An 18,645-nucleotide genomic window follows, 5' to 3' on the forward strand; every position below is an offset into this window, starting at 1 on the left:
GGCCCGGATGTCATTCTCCCACCCACCAGGGACGAACACAGAGGTCGGTACGGTTCGCGTCTCCGGCTTTCTTCCCACCCCGAACCGGATTGCGGCGCCACCCCGCGAACAAGGTAGGCTGACAGCTCGCTCAGGGCGCATAGCTCAGCGGTAGAGCGCTGCCCTTACAAGGCAGATGTCGGCGGTTCGAACCCGTCTGCGCCCACCACCCCGAAGACCCCCAGCCGGTCCCGGCTGGGGGTCTTTTCACGCACCGTAAACGTCACGTGGCCGCGGCCGACGCTTCCCGCAAGGCGGCCGCGGCGCCGTGGGTGATCGGGTCGCCGTGGCCGAAGGCCGCCGTGTCGACGTCCAGCTCGGCCATCCGGTGCAGTGACGCGATGGCCCGGGCGCGGTCGGTGTTGAAGACGCCCAGCATGGTCCGGCCGACGTTGGCGACCGCGTCGCCGGTGAACAGCACCCGCGGCCCGGGCAGGTGGAGCGCGAGCGAGCCGTCCGTGTGCCCGGGCACCGCGACGACCGTCGCGCCGCCGCCGAACGCCAGCACATCGCCGTCCTCGACCTCGCGGTCCACCCGGCACGGCGGCGCGGGCGGCAGCGGCGGGACGGCCGCCTTGATCGGCACCTCGAACTCCTCCAGCACCGGCGGCGCCCCGACCGCCTCACCCCGGATCACCGGAGCCTCCAGCCGGTGCGCGACCACCTCCGCGCCGTGCCGCTCGGCCAGTTCGGCCGCCGAGCCGGTGTGGTCCTCGTGCCAGTGCGTCAGCACGATCCGCCGCAATGCCCCGTCCAGGGCGGCTTCGATGCCCGCCGCGCAGTCGGCCGTCCCGGTGTCGATGAGGGTCAGCTCGTCGCCGTCCCGCCACAGGTAGGCGGCCCCCACGGGAAAGCGGAGCATGCGCAGGCGCGGTAGTACCTCGATGACCTCCATACGACGCAGCCTGCACGACCGCCCGCACGGTCGTCCGGTCCTTCGCCGAGGGCAGAGTGAGGGCGGCCACCGCCGACAAGGTGTCTGCTGCACGGGTCAGCTTGGCGGCAGGTGGTTCTGGGCAGATTGCTCTCTGCTCGGCGATTCGGCGTTTTGGGGCCGATCCCGCCCGAGAACGGATTCCATCCGTGGGGCCTTGAGTCAGGGGGAGAGATCATGAGTGGCAGCCATGACGGCGAAGGCGCGCTGACCCGCGCGCGTCCTGAGAATCTGGATCCGGGGGCGGTCATCGCGCAGTCGCTGGACAACCAGTGGGTCAGTGCGGACCTGACGCGAAAGATGATCGCGAAAGGCAAGTCCCTGCGGGATATCCAGGATCTCCGTAACGACCAAGTGCGAGCCGAGTACTTCCGTAGCCTCATCAATACTCGGCAGGTTGTTGTGAACAGGGTTTTCTTCTACAACAACCCTGCCGTGAGCCGTGATCTGGTCGACGGCGGAGAAGCCAGGAGGGCTCATCAGAAGCTGCTGGCGGACAGCTCCTTGGTGCCCTTCTTGCTCAGGGAGCGGGAGCCCACCGACCGCCCGCAAGGCGTGGATCTGGACGAGGACGCTTTCGATGCCTGGCGGGAAACCCTGGCGGAGATGCCTGCCACGGAGAAGGTCACCTGCGTCCGTCTGTCCTGGAACGACCAGGAGAATGCCAGGGACAGCAGGTCCGCTCTGATCAACCCGTTCGCCGCCCGGGTGCAGGGGCTGACCGCGAAGGACCTCCCGCTGCTCGCCTCTCAGGTGGGTGTGCCGAACGACAAGGTGCCGGCGTTCGTGGAGCGGGTCGGCGAGGTCGTCGAGTTCAGCAACAGGCAGCGCATCCGCGACGCCGCGGTCACCCGGAACCTGTTGTACGAGGAGTTCGTGTGCGTGGACGGTTCGCCCGTCTCCGAAGGCAGGTATGACGGCAGCAAGCCCTTCTCCGCCGAGGTCAAGCACCTGCTGGACCTCATCTACAACGTCAATCTCGCGGACGCCCTGGGCATGTATCCGCTGACTCCGACCGGAAGTCTGCGCCGGGTGGCGTTACAGGAGTGGCGGGACGTACGCGTCGCTTCGGCAGGCGCTACCGTTCGCGACCCCGAGCAGTTGGTGAAGTTCCTCCAGCGGCAGGCGTTCTCCACCGTTCAGGACCGCCTCACCCCCTCGGAAATCGACACGTTGGCCCTCGAAGACATCTGGTCGCTTCGGCAGAGCGGGCCGTGGCATCGCTACATGGAAGCGTTCAGTTCGCTGACGGCCGACCCCGCCGCCTTCCATTCCCATGTCGGAGACGTATTCGATCGCTACGTCCGGCTCAATTCCGAAATCGTCCGGCTTGTCGAGGCCCGTCGGGGTTCCCAGGCCGAGGCGAACAAGTGGTCACCTGTCCTCGAAGTCGTCCTCACGGTGGGCGGGGCGGTATTCACCGCGCTGACCGGTGCCGAGGGGTGGTCCGTGGCAGCGAGCCTCGGAGCCACGTCGGTGGGGTCGCTCGGTGGTTCCGTGCAGATGATCCTGCGTAATCGGGCGGCCGGACAGCGGGAGCAGAAATTCGCCCGCGAGATCGCCTCCGTCCGGCTCGACAGCGAACGTGAGTGGAACGAGTTCCGCGATCTGGCCCGGAGGCTTCCGGGATATACGGAGAACCACGTCGCTCCATCGGCCACCAGTTCGACCACCATCCAGGAGAACGACGATGTACTGGAGTACTGAAGCACCGTGAAGTCTCCCGACACGTCCTACGAGGACCTGCGCCGGAAGCATCCCGAGATGTTCGTCAACGTGCCGGGCGGGATCGAGATCCTGCTCGACCCGGTCGATATCGAGGCGGCCCGGCGCAGCACCGGGTCCGATGAGCCGGTCGGTGTGGTGTACGCCGACCGGTTCATCACGGTCGTTCGCGACGCCGTTCGCTTCCCTGACGGCAGCCTGGGCCTGTATGTGCGGACGCTGTCCGCGGGAGGCGCCCCCGGGGTGGTGGTCCTGCCGCTGATCGGCACCGGCTCCGACATCGTCCTGGTCGAGCACTACCGGCACGCCACCCGAGCCTGGCACTTGGAGGCGCCCCGCGGCATGGGGGAAGAGGGGGAGGGCGGACCGGCGAATGCGATCCGGGAACTCGAGGAAGAGCTGGGCGTCCGGGCCGGGGACCTGATCCCGCTCGGCACGGTCCACGCCGACAGCGGACTACTCGGTGGCCACACCGAGCTGTACGCGGCTCGCATCCCCGGAGTCGGGACCTTGGACAGGGCGGAGGGCATCCGACGGGCCGTCGTGATGCCCTTCAGTCGGGCGGAGGAGCTGATCGGCCAGGGAGACATCACCGATGGTTTCACCATCGCCGTGGTCACCCGCGCCCGGCTGGCCGGCCTTTTCGCGAAAGACCCGGACGACGACACCCCGTGACGGAGGCGGGGTGCGTCGGCCGGGACGGATGGACGGTGGGCGTGTGCCGGGGCCCATGGTGGAAGATGTGGCAGAGTCCACCGCGGGGCTGGTAGAGCTGTGGTGCCATCCCGAACGGCCGAGATCGAGGAGACCTGGAGTGACCCCCGAGCAGCTGCGGTCCTTTTGCGTGTCCTTCAACGCGGCCGCGGAGGAGTTCCCCTTCCCCCGGGTGCCGGAGGTCTCGGCCTTCAAGGTGTGCGGCAAGATCTTCGCGCTGACGACCCTGGACGCGCGTCCCCTCACGGTGAACCTGAAGTGCGAGCCGGAGGCCGCGATGCGGCTGCGCGAGGACCACCCGGGGCTGATCGTGCCGGGGTGGCACATGAACAAGCGCCACTGGAACACGGTGACGGTGGACGGCGGCCTTCCGGACCAGCTGGTCCGGGAGCTGATCGAGGACTCCTACGATCTGGTGGTCGCGGGGCTGCCGAGGGCCGAGCGGCTTCGACTCGACCGGTCCTGAGGCCCGGGCACCGAGCCTTCAGGGCTTGGCCGACAGGTGAAAGCGCGCGATACGTACCCGGTCCGCCGCGGCCAGCGCCTCCTCGTGCGTCGGCTGGCGGTCGCGCGGGAAGCCGACGAACGGGTCCCGGATCGCCCCGGGGCCCTTGCGCTGGACGAGTTCCTCCAGCAGGCGCGCCACCTGCTCCCGGTCCTCGACGGCCGTGGCCTCGGCGCGTACCTCCCGGCCGCGCAGCCGCAGGCGTACGGTGCGACGGTTCCGGAAGTTGCTCATCCAGCCGGTCCGCGCGCCGAAGGCCCACACCTCGTCCGGGGCCGGGCGGTAGTACGCCACGGGAATCGCGTACGTACGCCCGGTCTTGGCGCCCTCGTACGTGAGCAGCATGATCCGGCCGCTCACGAGCGGGTGCAGCCGGGATCGGAGAAGCGGCCGGACCACGCGGTTCGCGGCGTTGAAGAAGCGCTCCGGCGGATGCCATCGCGTGCGAGCCATGGGTGACGGACTCCTCCTCGCGCTCGTCCCGTCGAACATCGTCCGCTCGCCAACCTAGGGGTGTCCTCCCAGCACTGACAACGCCTCAACGACGCGGTGGGCCGCTGCCCGCTCCGTTCAGCGGGATCAGGGACTCCAGCGTGGCCCCCCTGACCCAGGCGCCGAGCAGGTTGCGGTGCAGGGCGAGGATGCCGTGCTTCACGGCCAGGGCCCGGGCCGCGCGCGTGAAGTCGGCCGTGGTGACGAAGGCCGCGACGTCCGCGCCGTGTTCGGCCTTCGCGGTGCCCAGGAACTTCTGCATGTCCCCGCTCGATACGGTGCGGTGCGCCGCGTAGTGCTTGCACTGGATCACCAGTCGGCGGCCGTCCGGCATCAGGCCGGTGACGTCGGCGCCCAGGTCGCCCGACTTTCCGGAGACGACGACCTGGGTGCAGCCGTCGCGGCGGCACAGCTCCGCGACGTACAGCTCGAACCGCTGCCACGTCATGGCGTCGACCTCGGCCATGGAGCGCTCGCGCGCCTTGTTCTCCTCCTCGGCCTGCCAGGCGCGATGTCCGGCGACCGTCGTGCGGTGGGTCGTACGCAGCCACCGGACGGCGCCGCCGAGCAGCGCCACGAGGACCGCTCCGAGGACGTACGGCCACACCGCGTCCCAGGTCAGGGCCAGGATGAGCAGCAGTGCGGCGCCGGTGGGCCAGGCTCCGCGGGGTAAGGACCGCTTACGTCCACGTCGTGTCGTCACCACGTCTCTCTCCCCTCTCTCCCCTTCGCGAGCCGGGGAAATTCCGGTGACGGCGACGCGCGTCGTTTCTAGGGTGGGCCTTATGTTGTCCCGTCCCTCTTTCCTCACTGACGACGCGGTCGCGCGTGCGGTCGCCGCCCACTGGCTGCCCGAGGTCGCCGAGGTGGGCTATCTGCCCTGGGGATTCGGCGCCCACCACTGGCGGGTGGCCGGTGGTGGGACGACCCTGTTCGTCACGCTGGACCAACTGGAGCCCCGGCACACCGCCGCGTCGCTGGAGGCCGCCTACGCGGGGGCCGCGGCGTTGGCGGGCGCCGGGCTGGACGTGGTGTGCGCGCCGTTGCCCGCCCGGTCCGGGCGGTTCACCGCCGACGTCGGGGCCGGAATGCTCAGCGTGACGCCGTGGCTGGAGGGGCGGACCCCGACGGAGGCGGAGGCGCGCGAGCCCGGCCACCTGCGGGAGGTCCTCGCCGCGCTGGCCGCGCTGCACGGCGCCGCGCCCCCGGACGGCCTGCGGCGCTGGGCCCCGCGCGTCGGCCCCGGCTTCCCCGACGAGCTGCGGGCCCGCACCGCCGTCCGGCCCTGGACGTCCGGCCCGCTGGCGGAGGAGGCCCGCACCGCGCTCGCCGACCACGGCGACGCGATCACGCACTGGACGCGCCGGTACCACGAACTCGCCGACCTCGCCCTCGCGCACCAGGGCTCCTGGGTGCCGACCCACGGCGAGCCGCACAACGACAACCAGGTCGTGGACGCCCACGGGCTGAGGCTGGTCGACTGGGAGTCGCTGGCCCTCGCACCGCGCGAGCGGGACTACGCCGACCTCCTCACCGCGGACGCGGGCGACCGCCTGGACGCCGACCCCGCGATGGTCGAGCTGTTCGCGCTGGACTGGCGGCTGTCCGAGATCGACGAGTACGCCCGCTGGTTCGCCGCTCCGCACACCGGCAGCGAGGACGACCACACCGCCCTGGAAGGGCTGCACGAGGAACTGTCAGCGGCCCCGTGACCCGTGGGGGTGGGGTTATCCACAGGCTCCCGCGGTTGTCGGTGGGGAGCCGTACGGTGATGCCTGTCCTTATTCACGTTGCTGGGCTGCACGTGACTCGGATGCGGAAGGCCGGGCCCTACAGCACGGGTCCGGCCTTCGTCCGGTACTCATTCGCCCGCACGGAAACTCCGGTGCGGGGTGCAGGGGGAGGGGGTAGCGTCGGCGGGCATGATTCCTGCACGGGTACGGCCCGCGTACGGGGCCGATGAGCGGACGCAGTTGGTCGGCTGGCTGGACATGCAGCGGTCGATCGTCCACTGGAAGTGTGAGGGGCTGTCCCCCGAGGATGCCCATCGGGCGGTGCTGCCCGCCTCGCCGCTGATGACGATGGCCGGTGTGGTGTCCCATATGCGGTGGGTCGAGCACCTCTGGTTCGAGATCGTCCTGATGGGCCGGGCGGCGGAGGGGCCGCGGTTCGAGGAGGGGGTCGAGGACGCGGACATGCGGGTGGCGGGGGTTCCGCTGGACCGGTTGCTCGCCGAGTACGAGCAGCAGTGCGCGGTGTCGGACGCGATCATCGCGGAGCATGCGCTGGACGACGTCGGGCGGCATCCGACGCTGTCCGACGCCGCCGCTTCGGTGCGGTGGATCCTGTTCCACATGATCGAGGAGACCGCCCGGCACGCCGGTCACATGGACGCGATGCGGGAGCTGATCGACGGGGGGAGGGGGTACTACTGAGCACCGGGGTAGATGACTTCGTCTTACGGATCGGGGTGTACGCGACCGAGGACGACCTCGCGCGGATCGTCGACGGGTTCCGGCGGCTGCTGGACGAGGGCCCGGAGGCGTACGAGCTGGCGGTGGTCGCGGTGGCGGACCGCGAGCTGTACGAGGAGCTGCCGCACCAGTGGCGGTGCCAGTATCCGGGTGCCGATCCGGGGGAGCGGCGGGTGCATGAGGTCCGGGTCGGGGTGCGGGCCGGGCGCCCGCGGATGGACGCACTGCGCGAGGCGCTGACCCGGGTTGTCTGCCCGGATCCCGCGCACGCCTCGCCCTGCCCGGTCCCCTGGGCGGCCGGTTATACGGCGGGCAGGTGGGACGTGTCGTTGTAGGAGACCAGGGAGACGGGGAGGCCCGGGCGGTAGCGGAGGACGGTCAGGGCCGCGTTGTCGTGGTTGAGGCCCATCCAGCGCCAGGGCGGTGCGTCGAGCGCGGCCCGGACGAGCCAGCCGATGAGGAAGGTGTGGGTGACGACCAGTTCGTGGCGGTCCTCGGCGCCGGGCACCGGCCCGGTGAAGCGTTCCAGGGCTTCGTGGGCCAGTCGCGGGCCGTGGGCGCGCTCGTCCGCGGGGACGCGGTGGACGAAGTCGAGGAGCAAGTCGGCGGCTTCGGGCGGGAGTTCGTCGCGCTCCGGTGTATGCGGGACGTAGTCCCCGGCGGGTTCGCAGGCGTGCGCGGGTACGGCGTCGAGCTGGGCGGCGATCAGGCGTGCCGTCTGGGCGGCGCGCGGGAGCGGGCCGTGGTGGATGGCGGTCAGCGGTACGTTCCGGAGCCGCTTGCCGAGCAGGACGGCCTGGCGGCGGCCGTCGTCCGTCAGCGCGCGCTCGTCCGGGGTCGCCTCGCCGTGCCGGGTCAGATAGAGGTGGCGGGTTGCCGTCGCGGTCATGGGTTCCTTCGGAAGCCGGGTGTGAGCGTACGGACGGGTAGATGCCGTTCCTAGGGGGTGTCTCGCCGATCATGCCGGGTTCCCGACGCCGCTGTGACATCAGCCGCTGCCGCGGCGGGCGGCACCTCGCGGCCCCGCGCTCGTCGCTCCCCGAGGTGCCCCCTGCGCTCTCCTCACGCGGGTTGAGATGTACCGCTCCCCCAGCTACCGCCGGGAGGTGCCCCCTGACGCCGCTCGCTGATCCGGCCTGATCGACAAGACACCCCCTAGCGGCCCGGTTCCGGCTCGTCCGGGGTCAGCCGCACCACCGTTTCGGCGAGTTGGACGCACACCTGCTCGATCTGCCGCCGCGTGTGGTCGCGCTCGGCGATGATCGCCGCGAGGAGGAGGGCGGTCAGCGTCGTGGAGCCGTTGAAGGCCTGGAGGGTGACCATCCGCGCCAGCAGCGAGTGGCCCGTGAAGGGGCCGACGCCTTCGGCGGTGGCCTGGATCGCGAGGACGGTGACGATGAGCGAGCAGGGCGCGGCGCCGGGGAGCTGGAAGCGGAGCGCGGCCCAGATGAGGAAGGGGAAGACGAGGAAGAGCAGACTGGCGGCCGAGCGGGTGGCCACCAGCATGACGCCCGCCGTGCCCAGCAGCAGCGCCGCCGCCTCCAGCCAGCGGTACGGGCTGACGCCGCGCGGGAGGCGGGCCCGGCGGGCGGCCAGCAGCAGGGGCGTGACGACCAGGACGCCCATCGCGTCCCCGGTCCACCAGACCGACCAGGTGGGCCAGAACGCGCTCGCGGGGAGGGCGTCCGCGAGGACGAGGACGGCGGTGCCCAGCGTGGAGCTGATCAGCATTCCGGCCAGGGCGCCGAGGAAGACCAGGGCCAGCGCGTCCCGCAGCCGGTTCAGCTCCGTACGGAAGCCCGCCCGCCGCAGCAGCAGATACGCGCACAGCGGGGCCAGGGTGTTGCCCGCGACGATCGCGAGGACGGCGAGGGGCGCGGGGCCGATGGGGGCGTTGACCGCGAGGGCGCCGAGGGTGATCCCGGGCCAGCTGCGCGGGCCCAGCAGGAGCAGGCAGGCCAGCGCGATGCCGGTGGGCGGCCACAGCGGGGTGACCTGGCCGCGTACGAGTTCCTGGAGCAGACCGAGCTGGGCGCCCGCGTAGTAGACGGCGGCCACGGCGAGGGCCACGAGGGCGGTGCGCGGGGATGCGGGGGTGCGGCTCCGCGGCACCCCGCTGCCGCTCTCGTCCCCGCCGTCGCGCACCACAGCGGTCATGACACTACGGGCGGCTCGGCGGGTACGACCGGACACGCTGAGCGGCGCGGGCGGCCCGCCGTACGGGTGAGCCCCGGCGCGAGCCGTCAGGGTGAGCCGCCGAGACCCTCAGGGCGCGCCGTCACGGTGGGCCGTATGGGTGACCCGTACGGGGGACACCCGGCGCATATGCGCACCGGGCTTGCCCACTTCCGCGCGAGACGCCACCGTTGTCCACCAGCGGGCGCGCGCCGCGTGCCCGCATTCGACTGGGACCGGAGGTGCCATGGGACCGCTTGTTCCACCCCTCGTTCCACCATATGAGACCGTCGGCGAAGGACCGCACCACGTCATGGCGGTGCACGGCTGGTTCTCGGACCGCGCCGCCTACGCCGCGATGCTGCCGCACATCGACCGGCGCGCCTTCACCTACGTACTGCCCGATCTGCGCGGTTACGGGGAGGCGCGTGACGTCCCCGGCGCGTACACCACCAGCGAGGCGGGCCGGGATCTGCTCGCGCTCGCCGACCATTTGGAGTGGGAGCGGTTCTCGCTGATCGGGCACTCGATGGGCGGCGCCGTCGTCCAGCGCGTGCTGGCGGCGGCCCCGCACCGCGTCCAGCGGCTGGTCGGGGTGGCTCCCGTACCGGCGAGCGGGGTGCCGATGGAAGGTGAGCAGTGGGAGCTGTTCGCGTCGGCCGCCGACCGGCCCGAGAGCCGTCGGGCGATCATCGACCTCACCACGGGCGGCCGTCATCCTGACGCCTGGCTCGATCTGATGGTGCGGCATTCGCTGGAGCACAGCGACGCCAAGGCGTTCCGGGCGTGGCTGGACTCCTGGGCGCTGGAGGACTTCCACGAGGAGGTGGACGGCTCCCAGCTGCCGGTGCGGGTGGTGGTCGGCGCCCACGATCCGGCGCTCACCGCGGAGGTGATGCGCCGGACGTGGCTGCGCTGGTACGCCAATGCCGATCTGGTCGAGCTGGCGTCGGCGGGGCACTACCCCGCCGACGAGACGCCGCTGGAACTCGTCCGGGCCGTGGAGGACTTCATAGCCGCCGGCGGGTAGTCCGTGCGGAGAGGGGCGCGGGCGGGCTGGGGGAGGACGAGGCGGAGGCGGACGGTGAGGCGGAGCGCGCGCGGTTGCGCTTCGCCTCGCTCCGCTGGTAGCGCTTCTCGCTCTTCCGGTACTGGGGCAGCAGCGTGTTGACGATGCGGTCCACGTAGCCGCGGGTCTCGTGGATGGTCGGGATGCCGCGCGCCCTCACCACCGCGCCCGGTCCCGCGTTGTACGCGGCCAGGGCGAGCCGGGTCCGGTTGCCGGGGAGTTCGCCGACCACGCCGTACAGGTGGCACATGTAGTGCGCCTGGGCGGGGATCGCGTCCCGGGGTTCCCAGACGTCGGCCTTGCCGTCGCCGTTGCCGTCCCGCCCCCACTCCTTCCAGGTGTCCGGGGCGAACTGCGAGATGCCCTGGGCGTGTCCGGAGTCCGCGTCCGGCCGCCAGTTGCTCTCCGCGTGGATCTGCGCGGCCAGCAGCGGCACGCTCAGCGCCGAGCAGACCTTCGCCGCCCGCTCCACGATCGGGCGCCGCGCGTCCGGGACGACGGGCAGCTCGGGCTCGGAGGACGCCATGATCTGCCGTACGACGAGGACGGCGGCGACGACCAGCGCGAGGCCGGCGACGAACGCCGCGAACATCCCGGCCGCACGGCTCAGCATGCCGGGGCCGGTGCCGGGACCGGGGGGACGAAGTGACGCATGGGACGCATGAGTCGCATGGGGAGGACCGTAACCGCAATCGCGGGATGATCCGTAATCGGAGTGCGACTCTACGGCGCCGTGGCGACGGGGCCCGCGAGCTGTCCGGGCTCGTCCTCGGCCGGACGCTTCATCACATACGCCGCACCCGCACCCGCGGCGAACAGCGCGAGGACCGACACCGCCGTGCCCAGCCAGCCGGCGCCGAGCCACTGGCCGCCGACGTAGCCGAGCGCCACGCTGTACGCGGCCCAGGCCAGACCGGCCACCACCGACCAGGGCAGGAACTCCGTCACCCGACGGTGGGCGGCGCCCGCGCTCAGGCTGACGACGGACCGTCCGGCGGGGGCGAAGCGGGCTATGACGACGAGCGGACCGCCGCCGCGCACCAGCGCGGTGCCCAACTTCTCCTGCGCGGAGGTGAGTCGGCGGGAGCGGGCGATGGCCCGGTCGAGCCGGTCGCTGCCGCGCCACGCCAGCCGGTAGGCGACCATGTCGCCGAGGACGGAGGCGGTCGCGGCGCACAGCAGCAGCGCGAACATCGCGGGGAAGTCGGCCGCGTCCGCCTGGCGCACCACGCCGACCGGGTCGACGGTGGTGCCCGCGGCGGCTGTGGCGGCCGTGATGACGATGAAGCCGCTCGGCAGAACGGGCAGGAACACGTCGAGTAGGACCGAAATGGCGATGACTGCGTAGATCCATGGGGTGTTGGTCAGCGACCCCAAATGTTCCAACAACGTTCTTCTCCCGATCCCGTTCCCCCGCCGCCGCGTCTCGTCCGCGCGGGGCGGACGGGAGCGGCCTGTACAGCCATACAGCGTACGCCTGTGACCGTCGAGGATACCGGTAAGGGGTGACGATGCTGTTCGAATCGCGCCATGCGGGGCACGTGGCCCCGCATGGCGCGATTCACCGCACGTTCACAGATCTGACACTCCAGGGGGTCAGACCGCGCTCGGCTGGCGCTGCGGTTCGGCGGCCGCCGCGGACGCGCGGGACGAGCCGAAGATCCGGTCCAGTGCCCAGGGGCCGGGGCCGGTGAAGACGATGAGGAAGAACGCCCAGCAGAACATGGCCGCGGCCTCGCCGCCGTTCTGGAGCGGCCACAGCTTCTCCGGCTGGTGCTCGTGGAAGTACGCGTAGGCCATGGAGCCCGAGCAGATGAACGCGGCGATGCGGGTGCCGAGGCCGAGCATCACCAGGGCGCCGCCGACGAGCTGGATGACCGCGGCGTACCAGCCGGGCCAGGCGCCCGCCTCGACGGTCTTGCCGGTACCCATCGCGCCGCCCATCCAGCCGAGCAGCGACGAGGCGCCGTGGCAGAAGAAGAGCAGGCCGACGACGATCCGGAAGAGGGAGAGCACGTACGGCCTGCCGGTTTCCAGCAGGCCGTCGAGCGAGCGGGGGGAGGTGTCGGGAGACATGAGGGGATTGCTCCTTGTTCCTGGGGACGGAGAAACAACGGACCGACAGGTTAGGTTCCCCTCATCTTTTGTTGCAAGTTCAAGAACCTGCCAATGTGGGGACCCGGGAAGGGCCTTCGAGGCTGTGTCCGGGGCCGCTCCTCAGAGTCCCGCGGCGCACATCGGCGCGGATTTCGGGTGCGGCTCGGGCGCCGCCGCGAGACGCAGCACCGCCCGCGCCACCGCGTCCGTGTCGCACAGGGTGACGGAGTTCACGCCGGGGCGCGCCCCCGCCGCGGTCACCCAGTGCACGCCCTCCGTCGGCACCCCGACCGCGAACCGGCGCGGATGCGGGCGCCCCTGCGCGTCCACGATCCGGAACGGGGCCGGGGTGACGTCCAGTCCGCCCGTCTCGTAGCCCTCCACCCGGTGCGGTCGGCACTGCCCGTCGCGCAGCAGTCCGCTCAGCAGTGCGTCGGCGGTACGGCGCAGATCCGGCTCCGGCAGCCGCGCCTCGATCAGCGTCCGGGCGATCACCGGAGGGCCGGGAACGAGGGTCGAGCGGGCGGCGAAGCCCGGTCGATCTGACGGGCCATCAGGTGCTTTGGCCGTGACGTCCAGACCTGGACCCAGGATGTCGAGCACCCCCGCGTCGATCAGCGCGGCCATCTCCTCGATCCGGCGGCGCGGCGGGCCGATCGACAGGAACGCGTTCAGCGGGGTGTACCAGCGGTCGAGATGCGCCCGGCGCGAGACCCCGGAGAGCCCGCCGTGGTCGACGATCAGCCGCACCTCGTTGCGGAGGTCGCGCAGGACGTCGAGCGCGGCCTTGACCGGACCGGCCACGTTGCCGAGCCGGGCGTGGGCCGCGTCCGCACGTGCGTACGTCAGCAGCCACCGCCGGAAGGCGTCACGCGTGGTGAAGTTTTGTTCGCGGTGGGGCTGGGAGATCGTCTCCCAGCACCATCGCCCGGTTGTCGGAATACCGAACGCCAGCAGGACATCGGCCTCTTCGGAGGAGCCGTGGGAAGTGGCCAAAAAGTGACGCCGGAAGTGTGGTGGGGTGCCCGGGTCTTGGCGGGACAGCAGGGCCTCGTAGTAGACGGTTTCGGCCTCCTTGGCCACCAGCGGCCACACCTCCGCGCGGAAGTCCGGCGGATCGCCGGAGTCCGCCCGCTTGCGGAAGGTGTCGAGGACGTCCGGGGTCAGCAGCAACGGGGTGTGACGGCCGTGCGCGCCCTTCGCGTTGTCGCCGCGGGCGTGGTACGGGATGCCACGGCGCGAACCCGCGTACAGCCGTGGCTCGCGGCTCGAGGGGCGGTAGACCAGCCCTTCCTCGACGGTCGTGAACGAACCGCCGCGGCCCTCGGTGAGGAGCGCCATGTGGTCGAAGAAGTTGAGGCCCAGGCCGCGGAGCAGCACGGGCTCGCCGGGCTCTATGGACGACAAGTCGACATCGGCGGGGTTGGCGGGCCGGTAGTAGCGCAGTCCGTGGCGGGCCGCGTGGGCGCCGAGCCGCTTCTCCGTCGCGTCCGGGGTCCGGGGCAGATGGCCCTGGGCCAGAACGACGGCGCGCAGTCCATCGAGCCGCGTGCCGTCGTCGAGGGCCAGGGTCTGCATGCCGTCCGGTGTCTCCTCCAGGCCGATGGCGCGGGCCGGGTGCGGGCGGACGGTGACGGTGCCGGGGGCGGTGCGGACGACCTCGGCGAACACCCACTCCAGGTAGTGGCCGTAGAGGGCGCGGCTCGGATAGTCGTCCGGGGCGAGGGAAGGGGCGGGGGCGTCGTCGCCGGTGGTGGCCCATTCGTACAGGCTCGGCCCGGTGCGTATCGGTCCGTCGCATTCGACGCTGTCATCGGTGAACAGCGTCACCTGGGAGGCGACGGTGTTCATCAGCAACTCGCGCGGCTGTGCCGTCCGCCACACCCGCCCGGCGCCCGGCGGGGACGGGTCCACGAGGTGCACGGTCAGCCTGGTCCCCGGTATCAGCTCCGGCGCGGAGGCACAGAGGCGCTCCAGCACGCTGGTGCCGCGGGGACCGGCCCCGACGATGGCTATGGCGTGGGGGTCTCCGGCCAAGGTGTTTCTCCCGGGGCAGATGTGACGCAGGATTTCGCCCATCATGCCGTTCGCTCCGCGGGTTTCCACCCGCGGGCCGGAACGTCCCCCTCCGTTGTGTCCCGTATCACTCCGGCGGCACCCGCGGTCCTCGACCCCGACGCCGGTCACATCACCGTCCGGGGGAAGGCTCCCTAGCCCTCCGGCCAGGACGTCCGCAGCGGCGTGACCAGATGGGGTTGCGGGGCCTGGACGGCCTGGTCGAGGCGCAGCTGCGCGGATCTGCCCTGGAGCGTCAGGGTCATCAGCTGGTTGCCGAACCAGGGGCCGCCCGTCTTGCGCCAGCTCAGCCGGGGCGCCGGGACGCGGCCGTGGCGGGTGAAGACGCGGCCCAGCGCGCGGCCCGCCCGGCTCCAGCCGAAGCGGAAGCCGACGCGGATCGAGGCGTGGATGCTGTTGTGCACGGGGGAGCAGGTCAGCTGCCGGACCTCGCTGACCGGGCGGCGCGGCCAGCGGGACCAGTCCGGTTCGGCGATGTACGCGTGGTGGACGTCACCCGACAGCACGCTGATCGTGGCGGGCGCGTCGGTCCCCTCGCCGGCCTCGGCGATGAGATCGGTCAGGGCGGCGAAGGACTCGGGGAAGGCGGCCCAGTGCTCCAAGTCGCCGCGCTGCCGCAGATCCTCGCCGATCCGCGCCCAGCGCGCCCCGCGCCGCCCGCCGCACACCGAGGCGTTCCACGCCTCCACGTCGTGCACGAAGTGCGGCAGCAGCCAGGGCAGGGAGGTGCCGATGAGGAGGTGGTCGTACGTCCCGGCCCCGTCCAGGGCCTGCTGCCGCACCCAGGCCAGCTCCTTGGCCTCCACCATCTCCCGCGCGCCCTCGCCCAGCACGCGGGCGCCGCGCGTGTCGACCATCAGCAGCCGCACCGGGCCGAAGTCGCGGCGGTAGCTCCACCGGGTGTACGCGGGGTCGGCGTCGGCCCGGGCGGCGAAGGCCCGCAGCGCCTCCGTACCGTCCTTGCTGTCCCGCACCGCCGCATACAGCCCGTCGGCGGCGAGTTCGGCGGGGGAGAGGTTGCCGAGGTGCTGGTGCACCCAGTACGACATCAGGCCGCTCAGGATGCGCTCGCGCCACCACGGCGTGCCGCGCATCCGGTTCAGCCACGCCTCGCTGGTGTTCCAATCATCTATGACGTCGTGGTCGTCGAAGATCATGCAGCTGGGCACGGTGGACAGCAGCCACCGCACCTCGGGGTCGAGCCAGGACTCGTAGTACAGCCGCGTGTATTCCTCGTAGTCCGCGACCTGGTCGCCCGGCGGCTCCGACAGATCGCGGCGTGTCGCCAGCCAGCGGCGGGTCTCGGCGGACGTCTCGTCCGCGTACACCTGGTCGCCCAGCAGGACGAGCACGTCGGGGCGCGCGGCCCCGGGCGAGGTGGCGAGGGTGTGCGCGAGGGTGTCCAGGGCGTCGGGGCCCACTGGGTCGTGCGAGGCGTCGGACGGCGGCGCGGCCCACCGGCAGGAGCCGAAGGCGACCCGCACGGGACCCGAGGCGGAGTTCCCGGACACGTCCGGCGTGCGGATCGTGGAATCCGGGAAGCGGGAGTCCGGCAGCGGCCACACCTGCTCGCCGTCCAGCAGCACCCGGTACGCCGTCTCGGCGCCCGGCCGCAGCCCGCTGACCGGGATCAGCGCGTAGTGGTGTCCGGCGATCTGCCAGGTGCGGGCCGTGCCGCCCGCGCCGTCGGCGCAGCGCACCTCGGCGTCGCAGGGCCGGTCGGCCTCCACCCAGACGGTCGCGTCCGTCCCCGTCTCCCAGTCCACGTGCCGCAGCAGTGGTCCCAGGCGCAGCCCGGCCATCCGGCCCTCCTCCGTCGCTCCGCGTCCGTACCGTACGCGTCGTACGGTACGGAACGTCGGAGGCGGCGTTACGGTTCCGCTGGGTGGTCAGCCGGTCAGCCGGTCAGCAGCCGCTCAGGATGTCGCTCAGCTTGGCCTTCTCCGCCGAGTCGACGTTGAGCTTGTAGGCGGACTTCACCGAGACCCACATGCGCGCGTACATGCAGTGGTACGACGCCAGCGGCGGCAGCCACTCGGCAGGGTCCTTGTCGCCCTTGGCCTGGTTGACGTTGTCGGTCACGGCTATCAGCTGCGAGTGGGTCAGGTCGTTGGCGAGGGCCTGGCGCTGGGCGGTGGTCCAGCTGCTGGCGCCGGACTTCCACGCCTCGGAGAGCGGGATGACGTGGTCGATGTCCACGTCGGAGGAGGCGGTCCAGGTCTCGCCGTCGTAGGCGGACTTCCAGGTGCCGCTGGTGGCCGCGCAGCTGGAGTCGGTCTGGACGTTGGTGCCGTCGCGCTTGAGGACCTCCTCACGGGTGTTGCAGGAGCCGCTCTGGGTGATCCAGTGCGGGAACTTGTCCCGGCTGTAACCGTCGGATGACCCCTCGGCCTTGACCGTCAGCGCGGCCAGCTGGGTGCGGGCGGTGGCGGCGCTCGGCGGGGTGGGCGGGGCCGCCTCGGCGGACGGTCCGCTGAGCATCAGCGTGCCCAGCAGCCCGGCGAACCCGCCGAAGACGGCGGCGCGACGCGCGTAGACGCGCCGACGGTCGTGCATGTGCGACATGCGAACTCCCTTGGAGTGGGGGGTCGTTGGCCACGCCAACGCGGCCATCGTGGTGGCGCCAGGTGGACGTGGGGCAGGCGCCAGGTAACAGAGTGGCGACGCGGTCATGTCAACGCAAGGGGCTTCAGAAAGGAGGCGGGACGCGGGATGCGCTCCGGAGCCGCCGTCGCCCACCGCGGCGTGGCCGCGTGCCCCGCCGCGTCACCCCCATCGCCGCTGGTGGTGGCCCCCCGGACCGGCGCGCGGGAGGCGTCCCGTAGGCTGGTCGGCAGCAGAAGGGGAGTAGCTCCTCGCCGGACCGTCGACATACTGCCCGCCCCTCGAGGTGCGGGCCGGCGCCCGGAGCGTACGAGGCGGCCGCCGCATCAGGCGGGTCGCGTACGCCAGCGAGACCTTCGGCCGCAGTGTCCGACGCTGCCGTGCCGAAGCGACCCCTTTCCCCGGGCCCCTCGGTGCGGCCCGACCCTATGAGGTATCCAGCCCGTGTTCAGCTTCACCGTCGCCGCCGTGGTCTTCGGCGTCGTCTTCCTCGCCGAGCTGCCCGACAAGACCGCCCTGGCCGGGCTGATGCTCGGCACCCGCTACCGCGCCTCGTACGTCTTCGCGGGCGTCGCCGCCGCCTTCGCCCTCCACGTCGGGATCGCCATCGCGGCGGGCAGCGTGCTCGGCCTGCTGCCGCACCGGCTGCTCCAGACGGTCGTCGGCGTGCTCTTCCTCGGCGGCGCGGCGATGCTGCTGATGAAGAAGGACGAGGACGAGGAGGAGATCAGCAAGCCCGCCGACCAGTCCTTCTGGAAGGTCGCGGGGGCGGGCTTCACGCTGATCCTGGTCGCCGAGTTCGGCGATCTCACCCAGATCATGACCGCCAACCTCGCCGCCCGCTACGACGATCCGCTGTCGGTCGGCCTGGGCGCGGTGCTGGCCCTGTGGGCGGTCGCGGGGCTGGGCATCCTGGGCGGCCGCACCCTGATGAAGTACGTACCGCTGCGGCTGATCACGAAGGTCGCGGCGCTGGTGATGCTGGCGCTGGGCGGCTTCAGCCTGTACGAGGCGGTGGCGGCGTGAGCCGCTGAGCTCTACGGGGTGTCGGGGCGCGTCGGGGCGCTCAGTCCGCGACGTGCAGCCGCAGGCCGCCGTCGCCGGGCAGCGCCTCGATCCGCACCTGTGTCAGATCCGTCACATGGGCGTCCGGGGCGTGGGCCGCGGCGCGCGGCCCGACGCCGACCACGCGCATCCCGGCCGCCCGGCCCGCCGCGATGCCGACCTCCGAGTCCTCGAAGACCACGCAGTCGTGCGGCGCGAAGCCCAGTTCGGCGGCGCCCTTCAGGAAGCCCTCCGGGTCCGGCTTGCTCGCCCCGACCCGCTCCGCCGTCACCAGGACGGCGGGCAGCGGCAGTCCGGCCGCCCCCATCCTGGCCCGGGCGAGGCCGTCGTCGGCGGAGGTGACGAGGGCGTGCGGCAGGCCGTCGAGCGCGGCCATGAAGGCGGGCGCGCCGGTGATCGGCACGACGCCGTCCAGGTCGGTGGTCTCCCGTTCGAGCATCCACCGGTTGTCGGCCAGGTTCTGTTCCACGGGCCGGTCCGGCAGCAGCGCGGCCATGGTGGCGTGTGCCTGGCGGCCGTGGACCACCCGGAGCACGGCGTCGGGGTCCAGGCCCTGGTCGGCGGCCCAGATCCGCCAGTAGCGCTCGACCACGGCGTCCGAGTTCACCAGTGTGCCGTCCATGTCGAGCAGCAGGGCGCGGGCGGTGAGCGGCATGGGGGGACTCCAGGGCGCGGC

At 71.8% G+C, this 18,645-nt stretch carries 20 protein-coding genes and 1 tRNA gene; 9 read left to right on the top strand and 12 right to left on the bottom strand.

Annotation, left to right across the window (positions count from 1 at the left end):
- Positions 1-133 precede the first annotated feature (133 nt).
- A tRNA-Val gene (locus LCH29_RS35645) sits at positions 134-208 on the top strand.
- A gap of 54 nt (positions 209-262) precedes the next feature.
- Here the strand turns inward: LCH29_RS35645 and LCH29_RS35650 are convergent.
- The gene (locus LCH29_RS35650; RefSeq protein WP_446465814.1) at positions 263-934 is read right to left on the bottom strand and encodes an MBL fold metallo-hydrolase; all 672 of its coding nucleotides are present in this window, start codon (positions 932-934) and stop codon (positions 263-265) included.
- A 216-nt stretch (positions 935-1,150) separates the two neighbouring features.
- Here LCH29_RS35650 and LCH29_RS35655 point away from each other — a divergent pair, with 216 nt between their 5' ends.
- The 3 genes from LCH29_RS35655 to LCH29_RS35665 all read left to right on the top strand — a co-directional run bounded on the left by LCH29_RS35655 (position 1,151) and on the right by LCH29_RS35665 (position 3,878).
- Positions 1,151-2,680 carry a hypothetical protein gene (locus LCH29_RS35655; protein WP_446465815.1) on the top strand — a complete coding sequence of 510 codons (1,530 nt, stop codon included), beginning with the start codon at positions 1,151-1,153 and terminating at the stop codon, positions 2,678-2,680.
- A 6-nt stretch (positions 2,681-2,686) separates the two neighbouring features.
- Positions 2,687-3,373: an NUDIX hydrolase gene (locus tag LCH29_RS35660; protein ID WP_446465816.1), complete on the top strand. Its 687-nt coding sequence runs from the start codon at positions 2,687-2,689 to the stop codon at positions 3,371-3,373.
- A 139-nt stretch (positions 3,374-3,512) separates the two neighbouring features.
- Positions 3,513-3,878 (top strand): MmcQ/YjbR family DNA-binding protein, encoded by a 366-nt coding sequence (locus LCH29_RS35665; RefSeq protein WP_446465817.1) that lies wholly within the window; start codon positions 3,513-3,515, stop codon positions 3,876-3,878.
- A gap of 18 nt (positions 3,879-3,896) precedes the next feature.
- Here LCH29_RS35665 and LCH29_RS35670 read toward each other — a convergent pair whose 3' ends face one another.
- Positions 3,897-4,370, bottom strand: coding sequence for a nitroreductase/quinone reductase family protein (locus LCH29_RS35670; protein WP_446465818.1), 474 nt, complete (start codon positions 4,368-4,370; stop codon positions 3,897-3,899).
- A gap of 85 nt (positions 4,371-4,455) precedes the next feature.
- A complete protein-coding gene (locus LCH29_RS35675) occupies positions 4,456-5,112 on the bottom strand; it encodes a restriction endonuclease (RefSeq protein ID WP_446465819.1) in 657 nt (218 codons plus the stop codon).
- Between the two features lie 82 nt (positions 5,113-5,194).
- On the opposite strand from LCH29_RS35675, the gene LCH29_RS35680 reads away from it, so the two are divergent.
- From LCH29_RS35680 to LCH29_RS35690, 3 genes are all read left to right on the top strand, one after another.
- A complete protein-coding gene (locus LCH29_RS35680; protein WP_446465820.1) occupies positions 5,195-6,121 on the top strand; it encodes a phosphotransferase family protein in 927 nt (308 codons plus the stop codon).
- A gap of 210 nt (positions 6,122-6,331) precedes the next feature.
- Positions 6,332-6,844, top strand: a complete 513-nt coding sequence (locus LCH29_RS35685) for a DinB family protein (protein WP_446465821.1) — start codon at positions 6,332-6,334, stop codon at positions 6,842-6,844.
- A 35-nt stretch (positions 6,845-6,879) separates the two neighbouring features.
- Complete coding sequence (locus tag LCH29_RS35690) at positions 6,880-7,218, top strand: hypothetical protein (protein ID WP_446465822.1); 339 nt, start codon at positions 6,880-6,882, stop codon at positions 7,216-7,218.
- On the opposite strand, the gene LCH29_RS35695 is transcribed toward LCH29_RS35690, so the two are convergent.
- Together LCH29_RS35695 and LCH29_RS35700 are read right to left on the bottom strand one after the other, a co-directional pair.
- The gene (locus LCH29_RS35695) at positions 7,185-7,772 is read right to left on the bottom strand and encodes a histidine phosphatase family protein (protein ID WP_446465823.1); all 588 of its coding nucleotides are present in this window, start codon (positions 7,770-7,772) and stop codon (positions 7,185-7,187) included. The genes LCH29_RS35690 and LCH29_RS35695 overlap by 34 nt on opposite strands.
- Before the next feature lie 266 nt (positions 7,773-8,038).
- A complete protein-coding gene (locus tag LCH29_RS35700; RefSeq protein WP_446465824.1) occupies positions 8,039-9,040 on the bottom strand; it encodes an MASE1 domain-containing protein in 1,002 nt (333 codons plus the stop codon).
- 265 nt (positions 9,041-9,305) lie between these two features.
- On the opposite strand from LCH29_RS35700, the gene LCH29_RS35705 reads away from it, so the two are divergent.
- The gene (locus LCH29_RS35705; RefSeq protein WP_446465825.1) at positions 9,306-10,088 is read left to right on the top strand and encodes an alpha/beta fold hydrolase; all 783 of its coding nucleotides are present in this window, start codon (positions 9,306-9,308) and stop codon (positions 10,086-10,088) included.
- Here LCH29_RS35705 and LCH29_RS35710 read toward each other — a convergent pair.
- From LCH29_RS35710 to LCH29_RS35735, 6 genes are all read right to left on the bottom strand, one after another.
- A complete protein-coding gene (locus LCH29_RS35710; protein WP_446465826.1) occupies positions 10,069-10,740 on the bottom strand; it encodes a lytic transglycosylase domain-containing protein in 672 nt (223 codons plus the stop codon). The genes LCH29_RS35705 and LCH29_RS35710 overlap by 20 nt on opposite strands.
- 110 nt (positions 10,741-10,850) lie before the next feature.
- A complete protein-coding gene (locus tag LCH29_RS35715; RefSeq protein ID WP_446465827.1) occupies positions 10,851-11,516 on the bottom strand; it encodes a DedA family protein in 666 nt (221 codons plus the stop codon).
- A gap of 207 nt (positions 11,517-11,723) precedes the next feature.
- Positions 11,724-12,203: a DoxX family protein gene (locus LCH29_RS35720; protein WP_446465828.1), complete on the bottom strand. Its 480-nt coding sequence runs from the start codon at positions 12,201-12,203 to the stop codon at positions 11,724-11,726.
- 141 nt (positions 12,204-12,344) lie between these two features.
- Positions 12,345-14,306 carry an FAD/NAD(P)-binding protein gene (locus LCH29_RS35725; RefSeq protein ID WP_446465829.1) on the bottom strand — a complete coding sequence of 654 codons (1,962 nt, stop codon included), beginning with the start codon at positions 14,304-14,306 and terminating at the stop codon, positions 12,345-12,347.
- A 128-nt stretch (positions 14,307-14,434) separates the two neighbouring features.
- A complete protein-coding gene (locus tag LCH29_RS35730) occupies positions 14,435-16,102 on the bottom strand; it encodes an alkaline phosphatase D family protein (RefSeq protein WP_446465830.1) in 1,668 nt (555 codons plus the stop codon).
- Positions 16,103-16,205: 103 nt separating this feature from the next.
- A complete protein-coding gene (locus tag LCH29_RS35735) occupies positions 16,206-16,865 on the bottom strand; it encodes an HNH endonuclease family protein (protein WP_446465831.1) in 660 nt (219 codons plus the stop codon).
- A gap of 483 nt (positions 16,866-17,348) precedes the next feature.
- On the opposite strand from LCH29_RS35735, the gene LCH29_RS35740 reads away from it, so the two are divergent.
- Entirely contained in the window at positions 17,349-17,930 is a 582-nt protein-coding gene (locus LCH29_RS35740; RefSeq protein ID WP_446465832.1) for a TMEM165/GDT1 family protein, read from the top strand.
- Between the two features lie 40 nt (positions 17,931-17,970).
- On the opposite strand, the gene LCH29_RS35745 is transcribed toward LCH29_RS35740, so the two are convergent.
- Entirely contained in the window at positions 17,971-18,624 is a 654-nt protein-coding gene (locus LCH29_RS35745; protein WP_446465833.1) for an HAD-IA family hydrolase, read from the bottom strand.
- Between the last annotated feature and the right edge of the window lie 21 nt (positions 18,625-18,645).

The organism is Streptomyces sp. BRA346, from assembly GCF_052851135.1.

What these genes read in the sequence shown, in the direction of transcription:
- LCH29_RS35650 (WP_446465814.1), bottom strand. Translation starts at nt 934, where the DNA reads ATGGAGGTCATCGAGGTACTACCGCGCCTGCGCATGCTCCGCTTTCCC.
- LCH29_RS35655 (WP_446465815.1), top strand. Translation starts at nt 1,151, where the DNA reads ATGAGTGGCAGCCATGACGGCGAAGGCGCGCTGACCCGCGCGCGTCCT.
- LCH29_RS35670 (WP_446465818.1), bottom strand. Translation starts at nt 4,370, where the DNA reads ATGGCTCGCACGCGATGGCATCCGCCGGAGCGCTTCTTCAACGCCGCG.
- LCH29_RS35680 (WP_446465820.1), top strand. Translation starts at nt 5,195, where the DNA reads ATGTTGTCCCGTCCCTCTTTCCTCACTGACGACGCGGTCGCGCGTGCG.
- LCH29_RS35685 (WP_446465821.1), top strand. Translation starts at nt 6,332, where the DNA reads ATGATTCCTGCACGGGTACGGCCCGCGTACGGGGCCGATGAGCGGACG.
- LCH29_RS35695 (WP_446465823.1), bottom strand. Translation starts at nt 7,772, where the DNA reads ATGACCGCGACGGCAACCCGCCACCTCTATCTGACCCGGCACGGCGAG.
- LCH29_RS35700 (WP_446465824.1), bottom strand. Translation starts at nt 9,040, where the DNA reads ATGACCGCTGTGGTGCGCGACGGCGGGGACGAGAGCGGCAGCGGGGTG.
- LCH29_RS35705 (WP_446465825.1), top strand. Translation starts at nt 9,306, where the DNA reads ATGGGACCGCTTGTTCCACCCCTCGTTCCACCATATGAGACCGTCGGC.
- LCH29_RS35710 (WP_446465826.1), bottom strand. Translation starts at nt 10,740, where the DNA reads ATGCTGAGCCGTGCGGCCGGGATGTTCGCGGCGTTCGTCGCCGGCCTC.
- LCH29_RS35720 (WP_446465828.1), bottom strand. Translation starts at nt 12,203, where the DNA reads ATGTCTCCCGACACCTCCCCCCGCTCGCTCGACGGCCTGCTGGAAACC.
- LCH29_RS35725 (WP_446465829.1), bottom strand. Translation starts at nt 14,306, where the DNA reads ATGATGGGCGAAATCCTGCGTCACATCTGCCCCGGGAGAAACACCTTG.
- LCH29_RS35730 (WP_446465830.1), bottom strand. Translation starts at nt 16,102, where the DNA reads ATGGCCGGGCTGCGCCTGGGACCACTGCTGCGGCACGTGGACTGGGAG.
- LCH29_RS35735 (WP_446465831.1), bottom strand. Translation starts at nt 16,865, where the DNA reads ATGTCGCACATGCACGACCGTCGGCGCGTCTACGCGCGTCGCGCCGCC.
- LCH29_RS35745 (WP_446465833.1), bottom strand. Translation starts at nt 18,624, where the DNA reads ATGCCGCTCACCGCCCGCGCCCTGCTGCTCGACATGGACGGCACACTG.